Annotated in this window: 18 protein-coding genes; 6 read left to right on the top strand and 12 right to left on the bottom strand. The window is 50.1% G+C overall.

Annotated elements, in window-relative coordinates; all coding sequences use genetic code 11:
* The first annotated feature begins 141 nt into the window (after nucleotides 1-141).
* The 3 genes from ACN081_RS03345 (at nucleotide 142) to ACN081_RS03335 (ending at nucleotide 3,882) form a co-directional block, all read left to right on the top strand.
* Nucleotides 142-1,626, top strand: coding sequence for a malate:quinone oxidoreductase (locus ACN081_RS03345; protein WP_419107006.1), 1,485 nt, complete (start codon nucleotides 142-144; stop codon nucleotides 1,624-1,626).
* 228 nt (nucleotides 1,627-1,854) lie between these two features.
* Nucleotides 1,855-2,970: a YihY/virulence factor BrkB family protein gene (locus ACN081_RS03340; RefSeq protein WP_419106949.1), complete on the top strand. Its 1,116-nt coding sequence runs from the start codon at nucleotides 1,855-1,857 to the stop codon at nucleotides 2,968-2,970.
* A 114-nt stretch (nucleotides 2,971-3,084) separates the two neighbouring features.
* A complete protein-coding gene (locus tag ACN081_RS03335; protein WP_419106948.1) occupies nucleotides 3,085-3,882 on the top strand; it encodes an alpha/beta fold hydrolase in 798 nt (265 codons plus the stop codon).
* A 97-nt stretch (nucleotides 3,883-3,979) separates the two neighbouring features.
* Here the strand turns inward: ACN081_RS03335 and ACN081_RS03330 are convergent, their stop codons facing one another.
* From ACN081_RS03330 to ACN081_RS03320, 3 genes are read right to left on the bottom strand one after another with little or no spacing between them, the layout of a single operon-like run.
* Complete coding sequence (locus ACN081_RS03330; protein WP_419103888.1) at nucleotides 3,980-5,332, bottom strand: hypothetical protein; 1,353 nt, start codon at nucleotides 5,330-5,332, stop codon at nucleotides 3,980-3,982.
* Nucleotides 5,313-8,486: an AAA family ATPase gene (locus ACN081_RS03325; RefSeq protein ID WP_419106947.1), complete on the bottom strand. Its 3,174-nt coding sequence runs from the start codon at nucleotides 8,484-8,486 to the stop codon at nucleotides 5,313-5,315. The genes ACN081_RS03330 and ACN081_RS03325 overlap by 20 nt, the downstream gene beginning before the upstream one ends.
* Nucleotides 8,487-8,488: 2 nt before the next feature.
* Nucleotides 8,489-9,646 (bottom strand): metallophosphoesterase family protein, encoded by a 1,158-nt coding sequence (locus ACN081_RS03320; RefSeq protein WP_419106946.1) that lies wholly within the window; start codon nucleotides 9,644-9,646, stop codon nucleotides 8,489-8,491.
* Nucleotides 9,647-9,738: 92 nt separating this feature from the next.
* Between ACN081_RS03320 and ACN081_RS03315 the strand changes: the two genes are divergently transcribed.
* Nucleotides 9,739-10,881, top strand: coding sequence for an ADP-ribosylglycohydrolase family protein (locus ACN081_RS03315; RefSeq protein WP_419106945.1), 1,143 nt, complete (start codon nucleotides 9,739-9,741; stop codon nucleotides 10,879-10,881).
* 118 nt (nucleotides 10,882-10,999) lie between these two features.
* On the opposite strand, the gene ACN081_RS03310 is transcribed toward ACN081_RS03315, so the two are convergent.
* The 7 genes from ACN081_RS03310 to clpS form a co-directional block, all read right to left on the bottom strand.
* Entirely contained in the window at nucleotides 11,000-11,881 is an 882-nt protein-coding gene (locus ACN081_RS03310; protein ID WP_419106944.1) for a phosphotransferase, read from the bottom strand.
* Between the two features lie 32 nt (nucleotides 11,882-11,913).
* Nucleotides 11,914-12,567, bottom strand: a complete 654-nt coding sequence (gene rdgB, locus ACN081_RS03305) for an RdgB/HAM1 family non-canonical purine NTP pyrophosphatase (RefSeq protein WP_419106943.1) — start codon at nucleotides 12,565-12,567, stop codon at nucleotides 11,914-11,916.
* Nucleotides 12,568-12,569: 2 nt separating this feature from the next.
* The gene (gene rph / locus ACN081_RS03300; RefSeq protein WP_419101453.1) at nucleotides 12,570-13,298 is read right to left on the bottom strand and encodes a ribonuclease PH; all 729 of its coding nucleotides are present in this window, start codon (nucleotides 13,296-13,298) and stop codon (nucleotides 12,570-12,572) included.
* A 40-nt stretch (nucleotides 13,299-13,338) separates the two neighbouring features.
* Nucleotides 13,339-14,187, bottom strand: a complete 849-nt coding sequence (locus tag ACN081_RS03295) for an MBL fold metallo-hydrolase (protein WP_419103894.1) — start codon at nucleotides 14,185-14,187, stop codon at nucleotides 13,339-13,341.
* Between the two features lie 12 nt (nucleotides 14,188-14,199).
* On the bottom strand, nucleotides 14,200-15,159 hold the full coding sequence (murI, locus tag ACN081_RS03290; RefSeq protein WP_419107005.1) for a glutamate racemase: 960 nt from the start codon (nucleotides 15,157-15,159) through the stop codon (nucleotides 14,200-14,202).
* Nucleotides 15,160-15,257: 98 nt separating this feature from the next.
* Nucleotides 15,258-15,818 carry a DUF2017 domain-containing protein gene (locus ACN081_RS03285; RefSeq protein ID WP_419106942.1) on the bottom strand — a complete coding sequence of 187 codons (561 nt, stop codon included), beginning with the start codon at nucleotides 15,816-15,818 and terminating at the stop codon, nucleotides 15,258-15,260.
* 1 nt (nucleotide 15,819) lies between these two features.
* Entirely contained in the window at nucleotides 15,820-16,113 is a 294-nt protein-coding gene (gene clpS / locus ACN081_RS03280; RefSeq protein ID WP_419101457.1) for an ATP-dependent Clp protease adapter ClpS, read from the bottom strand.
* Between the two features lie 267 nt (nucleotides 16,114-16,380).
* Here clpS and ACN081_RS03275 point away from each other — a divergent pair, with 267 nt between their 5' ends.
* Both ACN081_RS03275 and ACN081_RS03270 read left to right on the top strand, forming a co-directional pair.
* Nucleotides 16,381-17,646 (top strand): nicotinate phosphoribosyltransferase, encoded by a 1,266-nt coding sequence (locus ACN081_RS03275; protein WP_419107004.1) that lies wholly within the window; start codon nucleotides 16,381-16,383, stop codon nucleotides 17,644-17,646.
* A 111-nt stretch (nucleotides 17,647-17,757) separates the two neighbouring features.
* Nucleotides 17,758-18,381 (top strand): isochorismatase family protein, encoded by a 624-nt coding sequence (locus ACN081_RS03270; protein ID WP_419101458.1) that lies wholly within the window; start codon nucleotides 17,758-17,760, stop codon nucleotides 18,379-18,381.
* Between the two features lie 142 nt (nucleotides 18,382-18,523).
* Here the strand turns inward: ACN081_RS03270 and ACN081_RS03265 are convergent, their stop codons facing one another.
* Complete coding sequence (locus ACN081_RS03265; RefSeq protein WP_419103896.1) at nucleotides 18,524-20,320, bottom strand: DEAD/DEAH box helicase; 1,797 nt, start codon at nucleotides 20,318-20,320, stop codon at nucleotides 18,524-18,526.
* A gap of 186 nt (nucleotides 20,321-20,506) precedes the next feature.
* Entirely contained in the window at nucleotides 20,507-21,805 is a 1,299-nt protein-coding gene (locus ACN081_RS03260; protein ID WP_419106941.1) for a hypothetical protein, read from the bottom strand.
* Nucleotides 21,806-21,910: the final 105 nt, after the last annotated feature.

Raw genomic sequence — 21,910 nt, 5'->3', positions numbered from 1 at the left:
AGCAAAAGGGTTCACCGTTGAAGGCGCCGAATAAGTTAGTCTAAAACTCAGAGGTTTTTGCGCATCACCAGATACCGCAAAAATCTTTGTGGTAAGTCAAAGAAGACTTACCTCGTATTGACTTATCATCTCTTGGGAGTAATAACCGTGGCTACAACAGAATCGACTGACGTCGTACTCGTCGGTGGTGGCATTATGAGCGCAACCCTTGGTGTGTTGCTCAAAGAATTAGAGCCATCATGGAACATCATCATGTTTGAGCGTCTAGACCGCGTAGGTCAAGAATCTTCTAGCCCGTGGAATAATGCTGGCACCGGACATGCTGCACTATGCGAACTCAATTACGCACCAGCAGGTGCAGATGGTACCGTCTCTACGGCAAAAGCATTAGGCATCAACGAACAGTTTTACACTTCTCGACAACTATGGGCCTCGCTCGTCGCAGAAGGAAAACTCACAGACGCCTCCTTCATCAACTCTGTACCGCACATGTCTTTAGTCTTTGGTGAAGAGCACAGCGCCTACCTCAAGGCACGTTTTGAGGCGTTCCGTCGCGAAAAACTCTTTGAGAGAATGCAGTTCTCTACAGACCACCAAGAAATACACCAGTGGGCGCCACTGACCATGCAAGGACGTCATGCTGAACAAAAAGTAGCAGCAAACTGGTCCCCCGAAGGAACAGACGTCGATTTTGGGTACTTGACCGAACAGCTCACCAACTACCTCACCTCACAGGGAGTGAGCGTACGATACGGTCACCACGTCACTCAACTCGTCCAAGACACCAACGGACAATGGAACATTACGGTCAAAAACCGTTTGAACTCCGAAGAACATCTTGTGGTTAATACTCGTTTTGTGTTCTTAGGTGCTGGCGGTGGAGCATTAAAACTCCTCCAAAAATCTGGTATCCCAGAAGGAAAAGGCTACGGAGGGTTCCCCGTATCTGGCCTATTCTTAAGAAACACCAACGAAGCCACCGCAACAGAACATTGCGCCAAAGTGTACGGTCAAGCTTCTGTCGGAGCCCCACCCATGTCGGTGCCTCACCTTGACACCCGCTATGTTCGCGGGCAACGTTCCCTACTCTTTGGGCCTTACGCCGGTTTTAGCACAAACTTTTTAAAACAAGGATCGTTCTTAGATCTTCCGTTATCGGTACGCCCCGATAACCTCTACCCGATGGTTCGTGCAGGGCTCGATAACCTCTCTCTCGTAAAATACCTTGTAGGGGAACTTGCAAAGAATCAGTCAAGCCGTATTGACGCATTACACGAATACTATCCGTTAGCTCAAGCCGACGAATGGGAACTAATTCAAGCAGGTCAGCGTGTACAAGTCATGAAACGTGACAGCGCTAAAGGCGGCATCCTCCAATTTGGTACAGAACTCATTTCTGCTCACGACGGCTCTCTTGCTGCGCTTCTTGGTGCTTCTCCCGGAGCATCTACAGCTGTTCCCATCATGTTGAACCTCCTACAACGATGCTTTAAAGAACAGTTCCCAGCATGGGAGTCTCGTATCCGTGAACTGATTCCAGCTTTCGGCGTTCGACTCAACGAAACACCAGAACTTGCCGACGAAGTACTAGAACACACCTCAAAGGTTCTAGGACTCTCGTACTAACACCCACAAGATACAGACGATTCATGTATATCAGAGTAGAAGGCGTGCAAAGATTTTTTGCACGCCTTCTACTCTATTGTCACTTGTCATAACCCTTATCAACATAAAAATACAGTATCCCAGTATTTTTGAGGGAAGCTAACAGCTAAAGCCCAAGAGTTCTAGAAGCACACTGAACAAACATGTTAAGCTTACGTAGCAACTCATTCGCATCGACTAGGAGTTCGGATGTCTTTAGAGGAACAAACAATCACTCGCGCTCAAGAAGCCCCCGCACCAGAAAAAGTTCATAAACGCTACACCGTCAAAGAAGTCACCAAATTTAACTGGGGGTACGTCATCAAACGTGCCTTTAACAAGTTTGGTACTGACGGTTGTACCGATATGGCAGCAGCACTCACCTACCATGCGGTGCTTTCCATCTTCCCTGCTCTATTAGCAGTAGTTTCTCTCCTCGGCGTTTTCGGACGTGGCCAAGAAACCACGCACGCAATTATCAATTTCATTAGTGATATTGCCCCAGCAGAAGTTCTTTCTATCGTCGAAGAACCCATTTCTCAGCTCACCTCATCAAGTGCTGCTGGTTTAGCGCTTATTACCGGTGTTGTCGGTGCGCTCTGGACAGCTTCCGGATACATCGGCGCTTTTGGGCGTGCACTCAATAGGCTTTATGGTGTCGTTGAAGGCCGACCCATCTGGAAACTTCGACCTCAAAACCTATTAGTCACCGCGATTCTCGTCTTCATGCTTGTTCTCATGCTCATGGTGCTGCTCATGAGTGGTGGAGTCCTCACCTTCATCTCAGATAGCGTCCCCGGTCTAGACCTCACCGCATTCACCAGTGTATGGCTCTGGTTCCGTTGGCCTATTATCCTCTGCCTCGCCGTTGCACTCGTAGCATTGCTCTACCACGGCACGCCCAACGTCAAACAACCCAAACTACGAATCTTCTCGGCTGGTGCAGCCTTCGCACTGGTCTCAATGGGTATCGCCGGCTTAGGGTTCTCGTTCTATGTATCAAACTTCGGCAAATATAACGCCACCTATGGTCTAATCGGCGCTGTCATCGTCATGCTCCTATTCATCTGGATTATGAACAATGTGCTACTTCTCGGCGCAGAAATTGACGCAGAAATTGAGCGTATGCGCGAACTACGTGCCGGTATTTCGGCAGAAGAATTCGTTCAGCTTCGCCCACGCGATAATACTCAAGCCATCAAAATTATTGAGACAAAAGAGAAATTTATTGCTGAGGGGAAAGCGATTCGCCTATCCCAAAACGGTTTAGATTATCAGGCGCTCGCTCAAAAACTTGAGAAAGAGAAATCTTCACCTCAACAATAGGTGCTTGTTTTCTGCCCTCGTACACCCTGATAGAGGGATGGGGTGTACGAGGGCAAAACGTTATCTTCCTCATTTTCTTTGGTCACCAGTCACACTGCACACTACAGTGGACTGGTGACTATTTTTCCTCCTCTTTCGTATCGGATATTCCCTGCTGCACAAAACAGCCCAGAACGTTCCCCTATCATCTTTTTACACGGCTTCGCCGCAACCGGAGAACAATTATGGGTGCGCACCGGATGGGTCAAACGGTTCACCGCTGAAGGGTATCCTTGCATCATCGTTGATTTGCCGTATCACCGCAATGAAGACCTCAAAAACCCAGACCCATCACTAACCTATACGGGTGATATTCCATTACCTGAAGAACACGGATTCTTCGTATCAGCAGCTCACGCCGTGGCACAATTTATTGACGAGCTTGACGCCCCTGCCCACCTTGTAGGGTTTAGCGCTGGTGCCCGTATCGCATGGGAAGCTAGCTCCTACGCAGGTCATAACGTGCTCTCTACAAGTATTGGTGGGCTACCTCAGCACGATCATCTACCGCTCATCGCACAATATCTTTTAGGTTCCTTAGAGCAAGAAAATATTAATCCAACATTCCCCGCCGTCATTAATCATTCGCTCATACGAGAATCATCACTCAAACATTTTGCATGTTTGCCGTTAGCTTTTGATTTTGACCCAACACTTTTACACCCGCTCTGCCCTATTCTGCTGGTGCGCGGCAGTGAAGATAGCGTAGCCGGTGATTATTCGTGGCTTACTGAGGCTCTGACCGAAGCCCACGTTCCCTATGAACAGCTCATCTTAGACGGACGTAACCACGTCAATGCTCTTACCAGCGGAGTCTTTAAAAAACGTGTGTTAGCGCTCGTTCAAGAAAGCGAAGAAGCCTTTATTATCTAGAGCAGTTTCTCTATCTCCTAGTACAAGAAACATGGGTGTGCCCCTGCCGAACAGAAAAGCTCAGCAGGGGCACACCCATATTTTAAGGGGAAGAGCCTTATGAGGTTGTCGACGACGGAGGGTCAAAATCTTCTAAGAGTGGAAGACGTTCTTCGTAGGTTGCTCTCCATTTGGCACCATATACGTGAGATAAGAGCGCAAAAAGAACAGCAGCAAATAGCGGAATAAGCATCGCTGATTGTTGCCCTAAACTCTCACCCACGGTTGCCGCCCACACATACCCTAAAGCAAGCCCACCAATATAAGTGGTTTGTATGGCAGATAAGGCTAAGCCCACGTTGGCACGCGCCGCAATAGCAGTCATAATCGACTCCATACACATCAGTGATGCGCCAAGTAGTCCACCGTAGATGGCAAGAACAACAGTAATCCAGAATTGAGATTGTGGGATAGACAGAATCAAACCCACCAATAACAGTAGATGAGCGTCTAAGAGCCAGCCCTGCCATGTGCCTAAACGTAACCGTAGAACCGTCAAAATAACGCAGGTACAAGCGCCAGCAGTTCCCATCATGCCAATATAAAACCCCACAAATTCGAGGGTGTCAGAATGTAGACCGCGAATCACCAACGCGGTCTGTGTCGAGCCGATTGCTGTACCAATGCAGGCGATACCAAGCATCGGCAAAACACCAAAAGGAGGCGGGTTACGGATGGGAATAGGTATCGTCTCAATGGAGGGGTGCGAAAATTTGAGCGTTACGATAGCTTTCGGAAACCACAAGATAAAGAAAATTGCGAAGACGTCAATGAAGATAACAGCATATAGCGAGGATAACGCCCCCGAAAAAATAGCGATAGCACCCACACTTGCCGCAGCCAGAGGCAACGCAATCACGTCAAGGATAGATTCTAAAGCAATAGCAGAGTTCAGGAGTCGGCGGTCTTGAGTTGCCGTATAACGTTCACTCCAATAACTACGCATAGCGGCACTTATCGGTATGGTGGTTGCTCCTGCCAATGCAGAAGCTATCAAGAAGATAGGTATGGATCCGCTGGCACGGTTGGGAGCAAATTGCACCGTTTGCACCATCAAAAACGCTACCGCCGGAATGTTCAATGTTGCCGTAATGCACACTACTGAACGGTACCCAAGACGTTGAGCTATACGCCTATAGGTTCTTTGCATCACCGCTGAGCTCATCGTGATGAGCCCCGCAGAATACGCGCCAAGTGTGATTTCGCTGGTGCGTGTTCCCATGCTAATGAGCACTGCGAGCGCCACCATGTAGGTGGGTAGTCGGCTAAAAAGTGAGAAGATAATAAATTTTTTGCCGACAATCGATGTCAGGTAGATGAGGCGGTTTTGTAAGTAGCGTACGGAGTGTCGTATGCGTAGTGTTCTGGTGTAGCTCGGTGTTTCGGTCTGTTTAGGATATTTGGGTGACAATATCTGACCCTTCTGGTGAGCTGACCAAGGTGATGTGTTCAGGTATTCGGGTTTTGAGTTCGTTCACGTGTGAGATGAGTCCGATGACGCGTCCTTGTTCGCGTAGTCCGTCGAGTGTTTCCATGACGTTGTTGAGAGTGTCTTCGTCTAAGGTACCAAATCCTTCGTCGACGAAGAGGGTGTCTATTTCTATTCCTCCGTGTCGGTGTTGTACGACGTCTGCTAGTCCGAGTGCGAGGGAGAGTGATGCCATGAAGGTTTCTCCTCCTGAGAGCGTTTCGGGTGAGCGTTGTCTATCGTGCCAGTGGTCGTATACGGCTAATCCTAGACCAGATTTGCTCTGTGTTTTGTGGTCGCTGTGTTGGAGTTGGTATCTTCCGTGTGTCATGGCTTGGAGGTGTTCGCTGGCTGCTTGTGTGATGTCTTCAAGTTGTGCAGCAAGGATGTAGGTGGTCAGCTGCATTTTGAGGGTGTTGTCGGTAGATGTTGCGTGCGCAATTTTAGCGAGTTCTTGTTTCATCTGTGCTTGAGATGTGAGTTCTTCGCATGTTGCACGGTGTTCTCGGTATTGTTCGAGGAGTTCGGTGGTGGTGTTTTGGGCTTGTTCGAGGGTGAGGGTTTGTCCGAGGAGGACGTCTTTATAGGTGCTCAGGTTTTTGGTTTTGTGTTGTTGGTGTTCGAGGTCTTTGGGGCTTGGTGGTTGGTGTCCTTGTGCTAGTTCGTTGGCGACGGCAACCATGTGTTCGTGGGTGAGCGCTTGTGTGATGTAGTGGGTGTTTGCGTCGTGGTTTGTGATGTCTTCTTCCCACTGTTGTAGTTGTGTGGTGGGGATGGTGGCGTCTTGTATTGTTTGGATGCTGGTGAAGGATGATTCTTCTAGTTTCTGGTGCCATTCATCCTGATTTTTTTGGTGTTGTTCGCTGATGTTTTGTGCGTGGGCGCGGGTGATTTTGAGTTCGTCGAGAATGCTGTTGAGCTTGTTGAGGTTTTGTATTCTTTCGTTCAGTGTGTAGTTGGTGTGGTGTTGTTTGAGGGTGTTTTCTTGGGTAGTGATGTGTTGGTGTTGTTCGTTGAGAGTTTTCTGGTGTTCTTCGTAGCTGGTGTGGTGTTGGATGGCTTGTTCTTTGAGTTCTTGAAGCTGGTGTTCTAGGGAGTTGAGTTGTTCTTTGAGGGTGTTGCGTTGGTGGTGGCGTTGTTCTGCTTGGTGTTGTTGTTCACGGTGTGCGGTGAGGTTTTCGTGGGCTTGGTCGATGGGTAGTGCGCCGTTGCGGGTGAGTTCTTCTAGGTGTTGGGTGATACGTTGAACGTTTTGGTGGCTGTTTTTGGTGTTTTCGGTGGAGTGTTCTAGTTGTTGTTGTGCTTGGTCGATGTCTCGTTGTTCGACGAGTTCTTCGGTGGTGTTGTGGTGTGCTGGTGCGGGGTGTTCGCAGGATCCGCAGACGGGGCAGGGTTCGTTGGGTGTGAGGTTGATTGCGAGGCTATAGGCGGCTTGGTTGTAGCGTAGTTGTTGTAGTTTTTCGAGGTGTTGTGCGTCTTTTCGTCGTTGTGTTTCGTAGGTTTTGTAGTGTTCTTGTTCTTTGTTGAGGTGTTGTTGTTCTTTTTCGTGTTCTTGGGATAGGGCAAGGATGTTTTGTGCGTGGGTGTATTCCTGTTGGGCGTGTATGAGTTCTTCTTCGGTGTCTGCTAGTTGTTGGTATTGTTCGTTGAGTTCTTCGTAGCGTTGTTGTGTTTTTTCGTGTTGTTGTTGGTTTTGTTCAAGGGCCGTGCTCAGTGTTTTTTGGCGTGTGAGTAGCTGTTGGTAGTGTTTTTTGGCGTGGTTGAGTTGTTCTTCTTCTCGTGTGAGTTCGTGCAGTGTTTGGAGTAGGTGTGGGAGTTGTTCACCATATTCTTTGAGATTGGTGTTGTGTTCTAGTGGGTGTTCGTAGAGTTGTGTGATGAGGGGCAGTTCAATGCTTTGAGGGTTGTGGTGGATGTGTTGGTGGTGTTCGGTGCAGAGTTGTTGTATGTGGTGGGCAAGTTTTTGTTGCTGTTGGGTGTTGTGTTCTTGTTGCTGTTGGGTTTCGATGAAGCGACGGTAGAGCGGTAGGAGTTGTTGTGCTTCTTGTGCTCGGCGTACTTTTTGGCGTTGTTCGTTGATGTGGCTGGTTTGCGCGGTAAGTTGCTGTTGTTGTTCTTGTAGCTGGGTGTAGTGGTGGTGGTGTTCTATACGGCGTTGGAGCTGGGTTTTGTGTTCGTGGTTGCGTTCTAGTTCTTCTGCAATGTTTTGGTGTAGTTGGCGTACTAGTGGCAGTACACGTTGGATGATGGTGTGGTGTTGTTCCATGTGTTCTTGACGTTGGTCAAGAGTGTATGTGTCGTCATCTTTTAGGGTGGTTGGGGTGTGTTGTTGGGTGAGTTGTTTGAGCTGTTGTAGGTAGGTGTTGTGTTGTTCTTCGGGGAGTTCGTCTATGAGGTTTTGTGCAGCGTGGTTGAGTTCTTCTTCGAGGTGTTCGATACGGCAGCGTTGGTAGGTGTTGAAGAATTGTTCCTCAAGGTGGCGGAGTTGTTCCGTTATCTGTGTGGTGTGTTCGTTGGCTTGTTGTGCTTGTTCTTTGAGGAGTTCTTGTACTTTTTCGAAGGTGTCGATGGGAAATAGTTTTTTGAGGAGGGTTTCTCTTTCTGCTGATTTTGCGTTGAGAAACTTCGCAAATTCGCCCTGTGGTAGGAGCATGATTTGGGTGAATTGTTTTTCGTCGAGTCCGATGAGTCCGGTGATATAGGTGGCGGCGTCGCTGATTCGTTCGGCGAGGGTGTCCCATTGTTGTGTGGTGGTGTTGAATTGTTGGACGTGAACTCGGTGATGGTTTTTTGTTTTTTTCTGCGGGTTTTGCCATTCGGGGCTACGCCAGATTTTTAGTCGAGTGTTGCTGATGGTGCATTCTAGTTCGACGGAGGGAATGGCTTCTGGTGTGGCGAAGTGGCTTTTGAGGTCTGCTCTTGCACTAGAGGTTTTTCCGTATAGGGCGAAGCAGATAGCGTCAAAGATAGTGGTTTTTCCTGATCCGGTGGGCCCTGTGAGGAGGAAGAGTCCGCTCTCGTTAAGTTTTTCGTAGTCGATGCTGACGGTGTGCGCAAACGGCCCAAAGGCGGTCATTTCTAGTCGATGCAGTCTCATCGTTAGCCTTCTTTCGCTTCGAGTTCGCGTTGTGTTTGTTGGACGATGCCGTTGACGTATGTTTTTTCTGTTTCGGTCAGTGGATTTTGTCGGACGTGTTCGAAGAATTCGGTGCAAGTCGCAACGACGTCGTGACTTTTTTTGATACGTTCGCGGTATGTTTTTGGTTCTGTTTCGCTGCGTTGTTCTGGTTCAAAATGGAGCTCAGCGATACTCTGATATTTTTGGCGTAGTTGTTCAAGAGCACCAGTGGGGCGGGGTGTATCGGTGATGTAGATTCTGCAATAGTGCTCATAGTAGGCGCTGTATTCGGGGTTGTTGAGTAGTTCGTGTAGTGCGCCTCGAAGGGTTTTCAGGTTAACTGTTGTGCGCCAGTGATGTTCTTGGATGTTTAGTGCCCCGTCGTCAGTAATATCGAGAATCCACGCCCCTTTACGATGTTTTTCCTCTGAGTAGGAGTACGCCAATAATGATCCGCTATAACGGATGGTGTCGGTAATTTTTTGAGGGCGGTGCAGGTGCCCTAACGCGGTGTAGCTGAACCCTTCAAAGGTTTGAGCGCCTACGGTGCCTAACCCGCCCACATGGATGTTGCGTTCTGATTCTGAGGGTTCCGCGCTGGTCACAAAACAGTGCGCCATCATGATAGAGGCCGTGATGTTTTGTTGTTTTTGTAGATTTTTTTGGGCTTGTTTACTAGCGTATTCGAGAACGTGCGCGTGGGTTGGTTCCACCTCAAAGCGTGCGCCGGCGCTTCGTGGTTCGAGGTATGGGATGGCGTAGATAGCTACTTTTTGGTTGTCACGTTCGATGATGACCGGCTGGTCAATGTTGTCGATACTGGTGCGCATGTAAACTTCGGAGCGTTCAAGAATTTTTGTTCCAAACCCTAAACGGATAGAGGAGTCGTGGTTACCGCTAGAAATGACGATAGCGCACCCTAAAGCGTTAATAGTTTCGAGGGTTTGCGACAGCATTTTGACGGTATTCACACGTGGCTGAGCCTGATCGTAGACATCTCCACTGATAAGAAGCACGTCGATAGATTCGGTGCGGATAGTATCTATCAGTTCTTTCAGAAGTTCTTGGGTGTGTTCTTCTAGGGAGAACCCGTGGAATGAACGTCCAAGATGCCAGTCAGAGGTGTGCAGAATACGCATATCCCCCAGTTTACCTATTGGCGCTTAACACTGCAGAAGTTTTTCTTCAAAGTAGTTCACTGTTGAGTTATCTAGAGTTTAGAATGGCAGTTATGATTTCTGCAGAAGGTATTATTGCCCCTAGCCCCGAGTCGCCTACGTATCGAGATTCTCTTCGAGGCGTTTTATGGGGTACAGCTCTAGGAGACTATGCTGGCAGGCAGGTCCTCTCCCCCGAGTCTTCTTCAGCAGATGACATTTTAGAAGATGCTGTTGTACGTCATGAGCTTTTACGTTCATTGTTCTCGCATCACATCACCTGCTTTACAATTTCTCAAGATACTCAGCTGACCCTGTTCACTTTAGATGCTCTTACAGAAGTTCTTGAATGGAATAATGAGGGTTCTTCAGCGGATGAGTTAGCGTGCCTGTGGTTAGCGTATTTGCGGTGGTATCGCGGTACCGGACGTGTCCTCGAGTCTGATGCGCCAATATCTTTGCCACGCGAGATTGATAGCCACCCAGCTTTACAAAAAGCTCACACTCTTGACCCCGCTATTTCTCGCTCATTAAACACTGGTCAGATGCAAACGCTTGATAAACATGTTTGCCCCGATGAGCAAACTACCGGAGCGTTAGCGCCTTCTGCTGTTTTTGGTTTTCTTCCTCTTGAGCAAGAAAGCACTGTTATTTCGTTGAGTGCACGGGCTACGGCTCTTACCCACGGGCACCCCGAAACAATAGTTTCTTCTATTGCCTATACGTTGTTGATTCGTTATGCCATTGCCTATCGTGAGGTGGTAGAGCAGCCTATTCGGCAGGCGGTTCTTTCGGTCTTGGAATGGATTGATTCTCTTCCTCAGCGTGGGATTCCTTCTAACGGTGAGAAGATTCGTTGTGCATTACGTCAAGCAAAAGCCTTGTCTGAGCAGGATGTGCCAACACATCTTTTAGATGAGGCGTTTCGTCATGAGCAGGTTTCTTCTGCGGTGCTCGGTCGTGGAGTGTTGTCTGCTTTGGTTGCAGAGAATCGTGAAGAAGTTTCTGCTCTTGACGCGATTGCTCATGCGGTGCGTGTGCCGTTGGTGTCTGATTCTTCTGCAACGGTTACGGGCGCGCTTTTGGGCGCCGGTTATGGTTCAAGTATTTTTTCGCCAGAATTTACGTCGCGTCTTGAAGTGCTTGATGTGATAGATGAGGCGCTCAATCGTTGGTGTGCCCAGTTGGGTGGTTCTGCCGTTCAGCAGAAGAGCTAGATGACGGTTCTCATATTTTTGAGTTGATAGTGGCTTGTTTGTGGGTTTGTCTCATCGGCAAGCCACTATTTTCATAGTGAACGGCTCTATGTACGTAGGTTCTGATGTTTTGTGATGTTTAGTTCTGTTGTATGAGGCTTTGACGGTGCGTTTGTAACCAGTGGTCGGCTCTTTCGACGGCTAAACGGATAATACCGCCACCTTTACCGTTATGAATGGCGTATGCTACCGCTTCTAACGCCACCAGACGAGAGATAATTTGTGCCCGATGAATCTCATCTTCTCCTAAGAATGAGCTGAGGCAGTCCCACCCGTACCAGTTCCCTAAGGACGCGTAATCGTAGGCGGGGTCGGCAAGAGTTGCGTGGTCCCAGTCAATGACGCCAGTAAGTTTATCCCCGTTCCAGAGGATGTTATGCCCTGCAAGGTCATTATGGATGAGTACGGGTTCAACCTCGGGAAGGTCATGTACTTGTTGAATAATGTTCTGCGCTGTTGAACGGTTCGTTTTGAGAAGACGCGGAAGCACATCCTGTTCGAGGGCACTCAGCCCGTCTTCTCCGCCCCAGTGCTGGTGTGCAGAATCAAGGTATGGTTCCATCCCCTCATAATCAACACGGTGTATTTCGCGGACGAGTTGCGCCAAATATTTTGCTGGTGCAGGCCCGGGGTTTCTTGGTTCGCCTTTAATCCACCGTAATCCTACTGCGGTAAAGCCTTGGCGGGTGATGGTTCGAGTAATGGGGCGAGGAACTTCAAAAGAAAAATGGTGCGGTAAACGGCGAAGCACTTCTGTACGACGCGCCACATGGCGGGCAACTTGGTCACTTTTTGCCACGCGAATACTCAGCTCTCCGCCCATATTAATCACAATATGGGCGGAGCCGCTGGTGCGAATATCCCACCGATCTTGTGAAATATTCAGGCCGGCTTGAGCCATCACAGCTTGAACCACTGGCAGGTATTGTGCCTGCTCTAGATACCCGTGATGTGGTGTCATCGTTTACTCCTACGCCGCTAACATCTGAAGAACTATTGTTCGTCTGAACCGTGTTCGTCAGATAACAGTGCAATCAGGTGAGGAATCAGCGCTTCAAATGCGCGAGCGCGGTGACTCATCGAGTTTTTGACCTCGCGTGGTATTTCTGCGCAGCTTTGCCCCACGTATGGTGCTTCGAGGTCTTCGGGTACGAGAATGGGGTCGTATCCGAAGCCTCCTTCTCCGCGTGGTTCGCGTAGTAGCGTTCCGCGCATGTACCCGTGTTCGACGTGTTCTTCGCCGGTGGGTGTGACGACGCTTGCGGCACAGCAGAATTGTGCTCCACGGTGTTCGTCGTCAATATCGGATAGTTGGGCAAGTAGTAGGTTGAGGTTTGCGGTGTCGTCGCCGTGGTGTCCGCACCAGCGTGCCGAGAAGATACCGGGTGCACCGCCGAGCACGTCAACGCTTAGTCCGGAGTCGTCGGCGATGGCGATAAGCCCTGTTGCGGCTGCAACGGCGCGCGCTTTTTTGAGGGAGTTTTCTGCGAAGGTTACGCCGTCTTCGACGACGTCAACAGCACCTATGGTTGAGGCGTCGACGACGTCTTCGTCGACGTTGAGTCCGCTAATTTTGTCGCGCAGAATCTCTCGTAGTTCGCGTAGTTTTCCGGTGTTGTGTGAGGCGAGGACGATGCGGGCTGGCATGTTTATTCTCCTAGTGTTTCACGCTGAATACGGGTGAGTTCTGCTGTTCCTTCTAATGCTAGGTCAAGGAGTGCGTTAAGTTCGTCTCTGTCGAAGGGCGCGCCTTCTGCTGTTCCTTGTACTTCGATGAATTTTCCGTCACCGGTGACGACGATGTTCATGTCGGTTTCGGCGCGGACGTCTTCTTCGTAGGGTAGGTCAAGCATGGGTGTTCCGTCGATGATGCCGACGGATGTTGCGCAGACGCTTCCGGTGATGGGTTGTGCGTTGCGGTTGATAATGCGTTCTTTTTTAGCCCATTCGATAGCTTGTACGAGGGCGATGTATGCGCCGGTGATGGCGGCGGTGCGTGTTCCGCCGTCTGCTTGGAGTACGTCGCAGTCGAGGACGATGGTGTTTTCGCCGAGTGCTTGGGTGTCGATGACGGCGCGTAGGGAGCGTCCGATCAGTCGTGAGATTTCGTGGGTGCGTCCACCAATTTTGCCTTTGACGGATTCGCGGGTGGAACGGCTGTTGGTGGCGCGTGGCAGCATTGCGTATTCTGCGGTGACCCATCCTTTGCCTTGTCCTTTGAGCCAGCGTGGTACGCCTTCGGTGAAGGATGCTGTGCAGAGGACGCGGGTGTTTCCGCATTCGATGAGGGCTGAGCCTTCTGCGTTTTGTGACCATCCGCGGGTGATGGTGATGGGGCGTAGTTCGTTGTGTGCGCGTCCGTCTTTGCGTGTTGTCATGAGTTGTTCTCTTTTCTTGTCGGTGGTTGGTGTGCGGTTTTTAGAGTCGTTTTCCGATGACTTTGAGGGTGGTGGTGTGTGCTGGTATGTGTTGTGGTCTGGGGTGTACGACGTAGGTTGCGCTGGCTTCTGCTATTCCGATTCCGCCGTCGTATACGGTTTCTGCTTCGGCGCGTATGGTTTCGGGGTCGTTCCATACGGGTAGGTGTGTGAGGAGGAGGTTGCGTGCGCCGGCTTCTTTGGCGGCTTCTGCTGCGCGTTTTCCGGTGAGGTGGATGCCGCGTAGGTGGTCGTCTCGTCCTTCTTGGTAGGCGGCTTCGCAGAGGAAGAGGTCTGCTTGGTGTGCGGCTTTGACGAGTCCGGGGCAGGAGTCTGTGTCTCCAGAGTATGCGATGATGGTGTGCCCTTGGTCTGAGTCGCATTCGATACGTAGCGCGTAGGGTGCTACGACGGGGTGGACAACATCATAGGGTGTGACGGTGAATGGGCCGATGTTGACGGGTTGTTCTGCTTGCCATTCGTGGAAGGTGAATTCGGTATCCATGCTGGTTTCCATGGTCAGTCCGTGTGTGTTGAGGAGGTATTCGTGGATGCCTTCGGGTGCGTAGAGTGGGATGGGTGGTTTGTTCCATCCGCGGGGGTCCCATTTGACGGCGACGTGTACGCCGGAGAGGTCGATGCAGTGGTCTGGGTGGAGGTGGGAGATGAGGATTGCGTCGATGTCTTCGAGTTTGACGTGACGTTGGAGGACGCCTAATGCCCCGTTGCCCATGTCTACGAGTATTCGCCAGGTTTTGCCGTTGAGGTCTGTTGCTGAGATCATGTAGCAGGACGCTGGTGAGGTGGCGCTAGGGAATGAGCCGGAGCAGCCGATGACGGTCAAACGCATAGATGATGAACCTTATTTGTTGTGCTCGCTGATGGCAGGTGAGACGCTGATACGCGGGGTTTCTGGTGTCATCACTGCTAGTGAGCCGGTGGGGTATTGGTGTGCGATGGATTCTGTGTGTCTAACGCTGGTGACTTCTGGGCCGAGGAAGCGTCGGGCAAGTTTTTCGAAGGATTCTGTTTCGCCGGTGGCAAGGAATTCGTGGGAGGTGCTCAGCCCTGCTTCTCGTTCCATGCCGTGTTGTACGAGTGCACGGTAGACGTCTTTTGCTGATTCTTCTGAGGATGAGACGAGGGTGACGTCCTCCCCCATGATGTATGAGATGACGCCGGTCAGTAGCGGGTAGTGTGTGCATCCTAGCACGAGGGTGTCGACGCCTGCTTCTTTGAGGGGTGCGAGGTATTTTTGTGCGGTGGCGAGGAGTTCTTCGCCGGAGGTGATACCGTTTTCGACGAATTCGACGAATCGTGGGCAGGGTACGGAGTAGATGTCGCAGGTGCTCACGGCGAAGGTGTCTTCGTAGGCTCGTGAGTTGACGGTTGCTTCGGTGGCGATAACGCCTATTTTTCCGTTGCGTGTTGCTGAGACTGCTCGGCGTGCTGCTGGTTGGATGACTTCTACGACGGGTATCCCGTATTTTTTGGTGTAGCGTTCGCGTGCGTCGCGTAGTACGGCTGCTGATGCGGTGTTGCAGGCGATGACGAGCATTTTGACGCCGGAGTCTACGAGTTCGTCCATGATGCGTAGGGCGTTGGCGCGTACTTGTGCGATGGTCAGTGGCCCGTATGGGCCGTTTGCGGTGTCTCCGACGTAGATGATGTTTTCGTGTGGGAGCTGGTCCATTACTGCACGTGCGACGGTGAGTCCGCCGACTCCGGAGTCGAAGACTCCGATGGGTGCGTTGGAGGTGGAGGTTGCTGGTATGTGCGTTCCCCAACTCGTTTGTATGGTGGTGTGTTTTTGGTCGGTCATGGTGTTTTCGAGAATACTGTGTGTGGGTGTTGTTGTGGTGTTCCTGAGTGTTATGTTGTGGGAAAGAGGATAAATCTCACGCTGTGGTGTGAGGTGGGTTAGTTTTCGTCGGGTAGTTGGCTGAGCATTGCTTCCATGAGGGTGTCTTGGAGCCATGTGATGAAGTTGTAGACGAAGGACATGTATTCTTCGACGGTTTCGACGGTGTTGTTGGTGTATTCGCCGATTTTCTCGGCTTGTTCTTCACTGTGGATGTTGAGTCTTTCGCCAAGGGTGAGGCGTACGTCGTTGAGTGCGGAGGCCCATGCTTGTGCGTGTTCGTCGTTGAGGGTGATGTTTTGGTGTTGTACTTGCATGTGTGCAAGTTTGAGGTTGCCTATTTTGTGTTGGCGTAGTGAGAGTTCGGTGTAGCGTCGGTATTCGTCGGCTACTTCTGGGTCGTCGGATGCGACGGGGAGCATGCGTGCAACGGCTGGGTCTTCGGGGATGTCGGTGTTTTCGGTGATACCGATGAGTGCGGCGAGGGGGTCTTTGTCTGGTTGTTCGTCGGGGGTGAGTGCGGTGGCTACGTCGTTGAAGAGTTTGCCGAGTAGTTCTGCTTCGGTGGCGGAGAATTGTGCGGTGTATCCGCGTGGTGTGGCTTTGAATCCTTGTGCCATGTTAGTTTTCTGCCCTTTCGAAGGTTGCCCAGAGTCCCCAGCTGTGTAGTGCTTGGGTGTGTTTTTCGGCGGTTTCTTTGGTGCCGGTGTAGACGATGGCTTTTCCGTCGTTGTGTACTTGTAGCATGAGGGTTTTGGCTTTGTTGGTGCTGTAGCCGAAGTGTACTTTGAAGACGTATGTTACGTAGCTCATCAGGTTGACGGGGTCGTTCCAGACGATGACGTTCCAGGGGGTGTCTGGTTGTTGGTGGGTGCTGGCCTCTTGGTGTGGGGCTTCTTGTGGGGCAATTGACATGGTTGCTCCTTACGTCCTGGGGTGGGTGAGCTCTCGTGTGGATGGGTGGTCGGTAGCTACTGGTCTATCCTATCGGTTGAGCTGTCTTTGGCCAGTGTGGTGTGGAGTGTGGTGTTGTTTTGTGTCCAGCAATCTACTTACATGCAATTTTACCTTATGTATTTAGCATAAAGTTCGTGCTGGAGGTTATATAACGTTCTTTCAGGCAGTAAAGTTAGTGTCGTGTCTACTTCAACAGCTTTATTAACTGACCATTATGAATTGACGATGCTTCAGGCAGCGCTTAAGTCTGGTACGGCGCACCGTCATAGTGTTTTTGAGGTCTTTACTCGCCGTCTTCCTGCAGGCAGACGCTACGGTGTTCTTGCTGGTACAGGACGTTTCTTAGAGGGCCTTGCAGATTTTCGTTTTACCACCGCAGAGCTAGATTATTTAGCGGATGCGCAGGTGGTCAATGATGAGACGCTCTCGTATTTAGAGAATTTTCGTTTTAGCGGAAACATCTATGGTTATGCTGAGGGTGAGGTGTTTTTCCCTCATTCTCCAGTGTTGCAGGTGGAGGGCACTTTTGCTGAGGCCTGCATTTTAGAGACGTACCTGCTGTCTATTTTGAATTATGATTCTGCGGTGGCTTCGGCGGCGTCTCGCATGTCTGTTACTGCAAACGACCGCCCGTGTCTTGAGATGGGTAGCCGACGCGCCCACGAACAGGCGGCGGTGGCGGCTGCTCGTGCCGCCGTCATTGCCGGTTTTGAGGGGACGTCTAACCTTGAGGCAGGCAGACGCTACGGTTTGCACACGATTGGTACGAGCGCTCATTCTTTCACTCTTTTGCACGATAGTGAAGAGGAAGCATTCCGCGCACAGTTAGCTTCTCTTGGTAATAAGACCACTCTTTTGGTGGATACCTATGATGTGGAGAAAGCTGTTCGTTTAGCGGTTGATCTTGCCGGTCAGGAGCTTGGCGGTGTTCGTCTCGATTCTGGCGATTTGGTGGTTCAGGCGCGTTGGGTGCGCGAACTTCTTGACTCTTTAGGAAATACAAACACGAAGATTACGGTCACCAGTGATTTAGATGAGTACGCTATTGCGTCCTTAGCTGCTGCCCCTGTTGATTCGTATGGTGTGGGCACTAAGCTGGTGACCGGTTCTGGTGCTCCTACCTCCTCAATGGTGTATAAGGTTGTTGCCCGCGAAAATAGTGATGGTGTGATGGAGCCTGTTGCTAAGGCTTCTCGGGGTAAGGGTTCTCATGGTGGGCGTAAGTCTGCTGTACGCCAGTTGAATTCTCGTGGTGTTGCTACGGCGGAGCTGATTGGTGTTGGTCCGACCCCATTGAAGGTTGAGGGGTCTCGTGAGCTACTTGTCGAGTTTGTCAAGGACGGGCAGCTTCTGCCTGGTTTTGTGGGTGCTGAGGGTGTGCGGCGTGCGGCGGAGCGTCATCAGCGTTCTATTCAGGAGCTTCCATATACGGCGCATCGTCTTTCTGCTGGTGATCCGGTGATTCCTACCGAGTTTATTGACCAGAAATAGGGTTTTGTCTTTTTTTGATATGGTGTTGCCTCACCTCGTAGCCGGCTGGTTATGTGGTGAGGCAACATGTACACACAGCATAGATGTCTAGAAAAGAAACGGGTTTATACCATGTCTAAAGCGTTGATTATTGTCGATGTTCAGAACGATTTTTGTCAGGGTGGTTCTTTAGCTACTGAGTCTGGTGCGGAGGTTGCGTCTCTCATTAGTGAGTATGTGGAGAACAACCATCATAAGTACAGCACGATTGTGGCAACCTTGGATTGGCATATCTCCCCTGGTGAGCATTTTAGTGATACTCCTGATTATCAGGTGTCGTGGCCAGTGCATTGTGTTGCCGATAGTGAGGGCGCGCAGACTCACCCTAACCTTGATACCGATTATATTGACGGGTATTTCCGTAAGGGTGCGTTTGAGGCTGCTTATTCTGGTTTTGAGGGGCTTCTTGCACCGGAGGATACTGTGATGACTGGTGAGCGTGATGCTCAGGCTCAGCAGGTGGATGATTCTCCGAAGGTCTCTCTTGATGATTGGCTTCAAGAGCATGAGATTGCTGAGGTTGATGTGGTGGGTATTGCCACCGATTTTTGTGTGAAGGCTACGGCGCTTGACGCTATTGATGCCGGCTATGACACTCGTGTTCTGCTGGGTTTGACAGCACCTGTGAGTGAGCAGGGTTTGTCTGATGCTGTTGAGCAGTTAGAGGACGCGGGCGTTACCGTCGTAGAAGACTAGCACTCCCCCGCTTTTTCTGCCGTTAGAGGCTTTTACGGTGAGCGTACTGCACCCCACATAGGGTGGTGTGTAGTACACTCACCGTATTTTCTTTAATGTTTTATGGGCGTTCTACACTTATACCCACACATAGTGGGTGTTGTTATTTTCTTCCAATAAACCAGTCAGCCAGTTTATCGATGCGTGCCCTAATTTGGTCGGCAGTTGCCTGCGCAACCGCTGGCCCACCACATGCGCGACGCAACTCGTTATGAATCACCCCGTGCGCTTTTCCAGAACGAATAGCGTAGGCAGAAACATTCTTCGCTAACTGATTTCTGAGGTTCTTGAGCTGCCGGTGATCAACCACGGTGGGTGTGCTGCCTTGTGGTTTACGTGCAGCGTGTTCTTTTTGGCGTGCTTGAAGTAGCGTGCTGACTTGTTCGGCGTCTAGTAGCCCGGGGATGCCGAGGAAGTCTTGTTCTTCTTCGGAGCCGAGTGCTACACCGCCGGTGCTGTATTCTGCGCCGTCGTAGAGCACCCCATGAAAAGACGCTTCAGAGCCGAGTGCCTCAAATTTTCCGCGGGTGAGTTGTTCGCTGGCGCGGTCTTCACGGTTGGCTTCGTCGATGAGGTGGTCGTCGAGTCCTTCGTTGAGCGGGTCGGCGGGTGTGTTTGCGGTTTTTCTGTCGAGTGCGTGGTCTCGTTCGGTTTCCATTTCGTTGGCGAGAATCATCAGTTGCGGTACTGATGGGAGGAACACCGAGGCGGTTTCTCCTCGTTTGCGTGCACGCACAAAACGTCCGACGGCTTGTGCGAAGAAGAGCGGGGTGCTGGTTGATGTTGCGTAAACACCGACGGCGAGGCGGGGGACGTCGACGCCTTCGGATACCATGCGCACGGCGACCATCCAGCGTTGGTTTCCGGCGGAGAATTGGTCAATTTTTTCGGATGCGGTTTTGTCGTCGGAGAGTACGACGGTGGGTTTTTCGCCGGTGATGGCGTGGAGTTTTTCGGCGTAGGCGCGTGCGTCTTGGTGGTCTGTGGCGATGACGAGTCCGCCGGCGTCGGGTACGGTTCGGCGTACTTCGGTGAGGCGTTTGTCGGCGGCGGTGAGCACGGTGGGTATCCATTGCCCTTGCGGGTCGAGTGCGGTGCGCCATGCTTGTGCGGTGACGTCTTTGGTGAAGCCTTCACCGAGTTGTGCCGCCATTTCTTCGCCGGCGGAGGTGCGCCATTGCATTTTGCCGGAGTATGCCATGAAGATGACGGGGCGCACGACGTGGTCTTTGAGTGCTGGGCCGTACCCGTAGGAGTAGTCGGATGCGGAGCGCCGTATGCCGTCTTGGTCTTCTTCGTAGCGGACGAATGGGATGGGTGAGTCGTCGGAGCGGAAGGGTGTGCCAGTGAGGGCGAGCCGGCGTGTGGCGGGTTCGAATGCTTCGCGTAGCCCGTCTCCCCATGAGAGGGCGTCGCCGGCGTGGTGGATTTCGTCCATAATGACGAGGGTGCGCCCGTTTTCGGTGCGGGCCCGGTGTAGCAGGGGTTTGTGCGCTACTTGCGAGTAGGTCAGCGCTACGCCTTGGTATTCTTCGCCGTGTGAGCCGTCGGAGTTTTTGTAGTTGGGGTCGATGGCGATGTGTACTTTTGCGGCGGCGTCTGCCCATTGTTTTTTGAGGTGGTCTGTGGGGGCGACGACGGTGAGCCGGTTGATGACTCCGCGGTTGAAGAGTTCTTTGGCGACGGTGAGCGCGAAGGTGGTTTTACCTGCGCCGGGGGTTGCTACTGCCATGAAGTCGCGCGGGTTTTCGCTGAAGTATTTGTTCATGGCTTCTGCCTGCCATGCGCGTAGTTTGGTGGCGGTGCCCCATGCTGCACGGTTGGGGTATGCGGGTGAGAGTTCGGTGTTGGGTGTGTTATGTGCGTCGAATAGTGATTCTTGTTCGTTGTTTTCGCTCATGGTGTTCTCTCCCCCTGTGTTTGTGGTGGCGCCCGTGTGCTTTGTCTGCGTGGGTGCTCTGTTGAGTTTAGTGTGCTTGGCTTGTTTTCTCTACTTGCGCACGAGTTCACGTACATCACAAGGGAAGGCAGGTGGGGTGTTTTGTGGTGTACGTGAACTCGTCATAGGTGGTGAGATTCTGTGCGTTTACAGGGGTGAGCTGGAGTTTAGTTGGTGTGTTGTGTTGTGCTCCAGTTCAGCTATTTCTTTATTTTTCTCATGATTTTCTGAAATTCTTTTCGGTAGTTTTTGGCTCCACCTCAGCGGCTTGGTTCTCCGCTTGGTTCTCGAGGTTATGATTCGTTTCCCTTTTCGTGGAGGTTCTGCAGCAATAATTATCTGCTGGTATTGTTCAAATAAAACACTATTATTCAGTTCAGAAGATAAACCAACCCTATGGACTACATAAGAAAAAGATAGAGTACAACACAAAAAAACAATACAGAACATAAGAAAAGGTGGAATTGAAACAAGACTCAAAAAATAATTTTTCTCTTCCCAAAAACTAGAAAATATATTAGCTAAAAATAACGAGATTAAAAATTTACCCACACCTTCAATAAAATTAAACTTGCCAAGGCTCCAATTTTGAATAAATAAAACAAAAAGAACTACAGCATATATCCAAAGAACAACAAGGAAAAGAATACGAAAGTGTTCAAACTTATAAAAGTAGTTAATAGTATAACCAGATGAAACGCTCAATAAAAAAATCTCTACAATGATAAAAATTTGAATACTACGCAAAAATATCCATAAAGCCCACTTTCTATAAAATTTTAAATCACCTAGGGGTTCTTTAGTGTCAAAAATTACACATCCGTACAAAGAAAATACGCCAAAAACAGATAAGGGTAAGCCACCTAAGAATACATTGCACATCTCATCCCAAATCTGTTTTTTGCTCTCCTGATTAAACAACCCTAATAAAATATATAAGATGGAGTACAAGCACAAAAAAATAAGTGGGCTCGCTAGTACAAGTGTAAAAAGTCCCTGAGTTATAACATAAATACGCTTCGTGATTGTCGACTGTCTTTGTTCCTTATTTTCTAAGCCAGAAATTCTAGAATCTTCATGGGATTTTAAAACATCTGAAGGGTGCAAAAACAGCAAAAAATAATCCTTTAAGGTTTTTCGGAATTTTACTTTAAAATACTTCACATCAGAATAATATGCGACACGGGAATGAACTTTCCCTTCAAGAAATTTCCACACTTCATATTGGCTAACACTGTATTCATATGCTTTATTCTTGATATACTTCCGCATAGCAGTAAGACCTAAGAACTCAGCATTAGCAATCTGGCCTTCTTTTATGTATTCACTCTTTTTAGCTTTATCTATTTTTTCTTTATCGCGCCCAGAAATAATATCAAAATCAGTTTTCGCATTAAACTCTTCTTCGAGGTCTTTTTTCCAGTCTTCATGTGCAGAATCGGCCATAAGAACTCCTTACTAGAAATATAGTGAAACTTGCAGAGAACACACCGTCTCCACCTAACCAGCCTTATTATAAGCTGAACTAAAATTTTTAGCACCTACACTTCG

Source organism: Rothia sp. P13129, assembly GCF_048512865.1.
Classification (GTDB): Bacteria; Actinomycetota; Actinomycetes; order Actinomycetales; family Micrococcaceae; genus Rothia.
This window is presented reverse-complemented; position numbering and strand designations above follow the sequence as displayed.

Bases quoted from the DNA above. Each gene is read 5' to 3' on its own strand.
- ACN081_RS03340 (WP_419106949.1), top strand. From the start codon at position 1,855: ATGTCTTTAGAGGAACAAACAATCACTCGCGCTCAAGAAGCCCCCGCA.
- ACN081_RS03325 (WP_419106947.1), bottom strand. From the start codon at position 8,486: ATGAGACTGCATCGACTAGAAATGACCGCCTTTGGGCCGTTTGCGCAC.
- ACN081_RS03320 (WP_419106946.1), bottom strand. From the start codon at position 9,646: ATGCGTATTCTGCACACCTCTGACTGGCATCTTGGACGTTCATTCCAC.
- ACN081_RS03315 (WP_419106945.1), top strand. From the start codon at position 9,739: ATGATTTCTGCAGAAGGTATTATTGCCCCTAGCCCCGAGTCGCCTACG.
- ACN081_RS03310 (WP_419106944.1), bottom strand. From the start codon at position 11,881: ATGACACCACATCACGGGTATCTAGAGCAGGCACAATACCTGCCAGTG.
- rdgB (WP_419106943.1), bottom strand. From the start codon at position 12,567: ATGCCAGCCCGCATCGTCCTCGCCTCACACAACACCGGAAAACTACGC.
- rph (WP_419101453.1), bottom strand. From the start codon at position 13,298: ATGACAACACGCAAAGACGGACGCGCACACAACGAACTACGCCCCATC.
- ACN081_RS03295 (WP_419103894.1), bottom strand. From the start codon at position 14,187: ATGCGTTTGACCGTCATCGGCTGCTCCGGCTCATTCCCTAGCGCCACC.
- murI (WP_419107005.1), bottom strand. From the start codon at position 15,159: ATGACCGACCAAAAACACACCACCATACAAACGAGTTGGGGAACGCAC.
- ACN081_RS03285 (WP_419106942.1), bottom strand. From the start codon at position 15,818: ATGGCACAAGGATTCAAAGCCACACCACGCGGATACACCGCACAATTC.
- clpS (WP_419101457.1), bottom strand. From the start codon at position 16,113: ATGTCAATTGCCCCACAAGAAGCCCCACACCAAGAGGCCAGCACCCAC.
- ACN081_RS03275 (WP_419107004.1), top strand. From the start codon at position 16,381: ATGCTTCAGGCAGCGCTTAAGTCTGGTACGGCGCACCGTCATAGTGTT.
- ACN081_RS03270 (WP_419101458.1), top strand. From the start codon at position 17,758: ATGTCTAAAGCGTTGATTATTGTCGATGTTCAGAACGATTTTTGTCAG.
- ACN081_RS03265 (WP_419103896.1), bottom strand. From the start codon at position 20,320: ATGAGCGAAAACAACGAACAAGAATCACTATTCGACGCACATAACACA.
- ACN081_RS03260 (WP_419106941.1), bottom strand. From the start codon at position 21,805: ATGGCCGATTCTGCACATGAAGACTGGAAAAAAGACCTCGAAGAAGAG.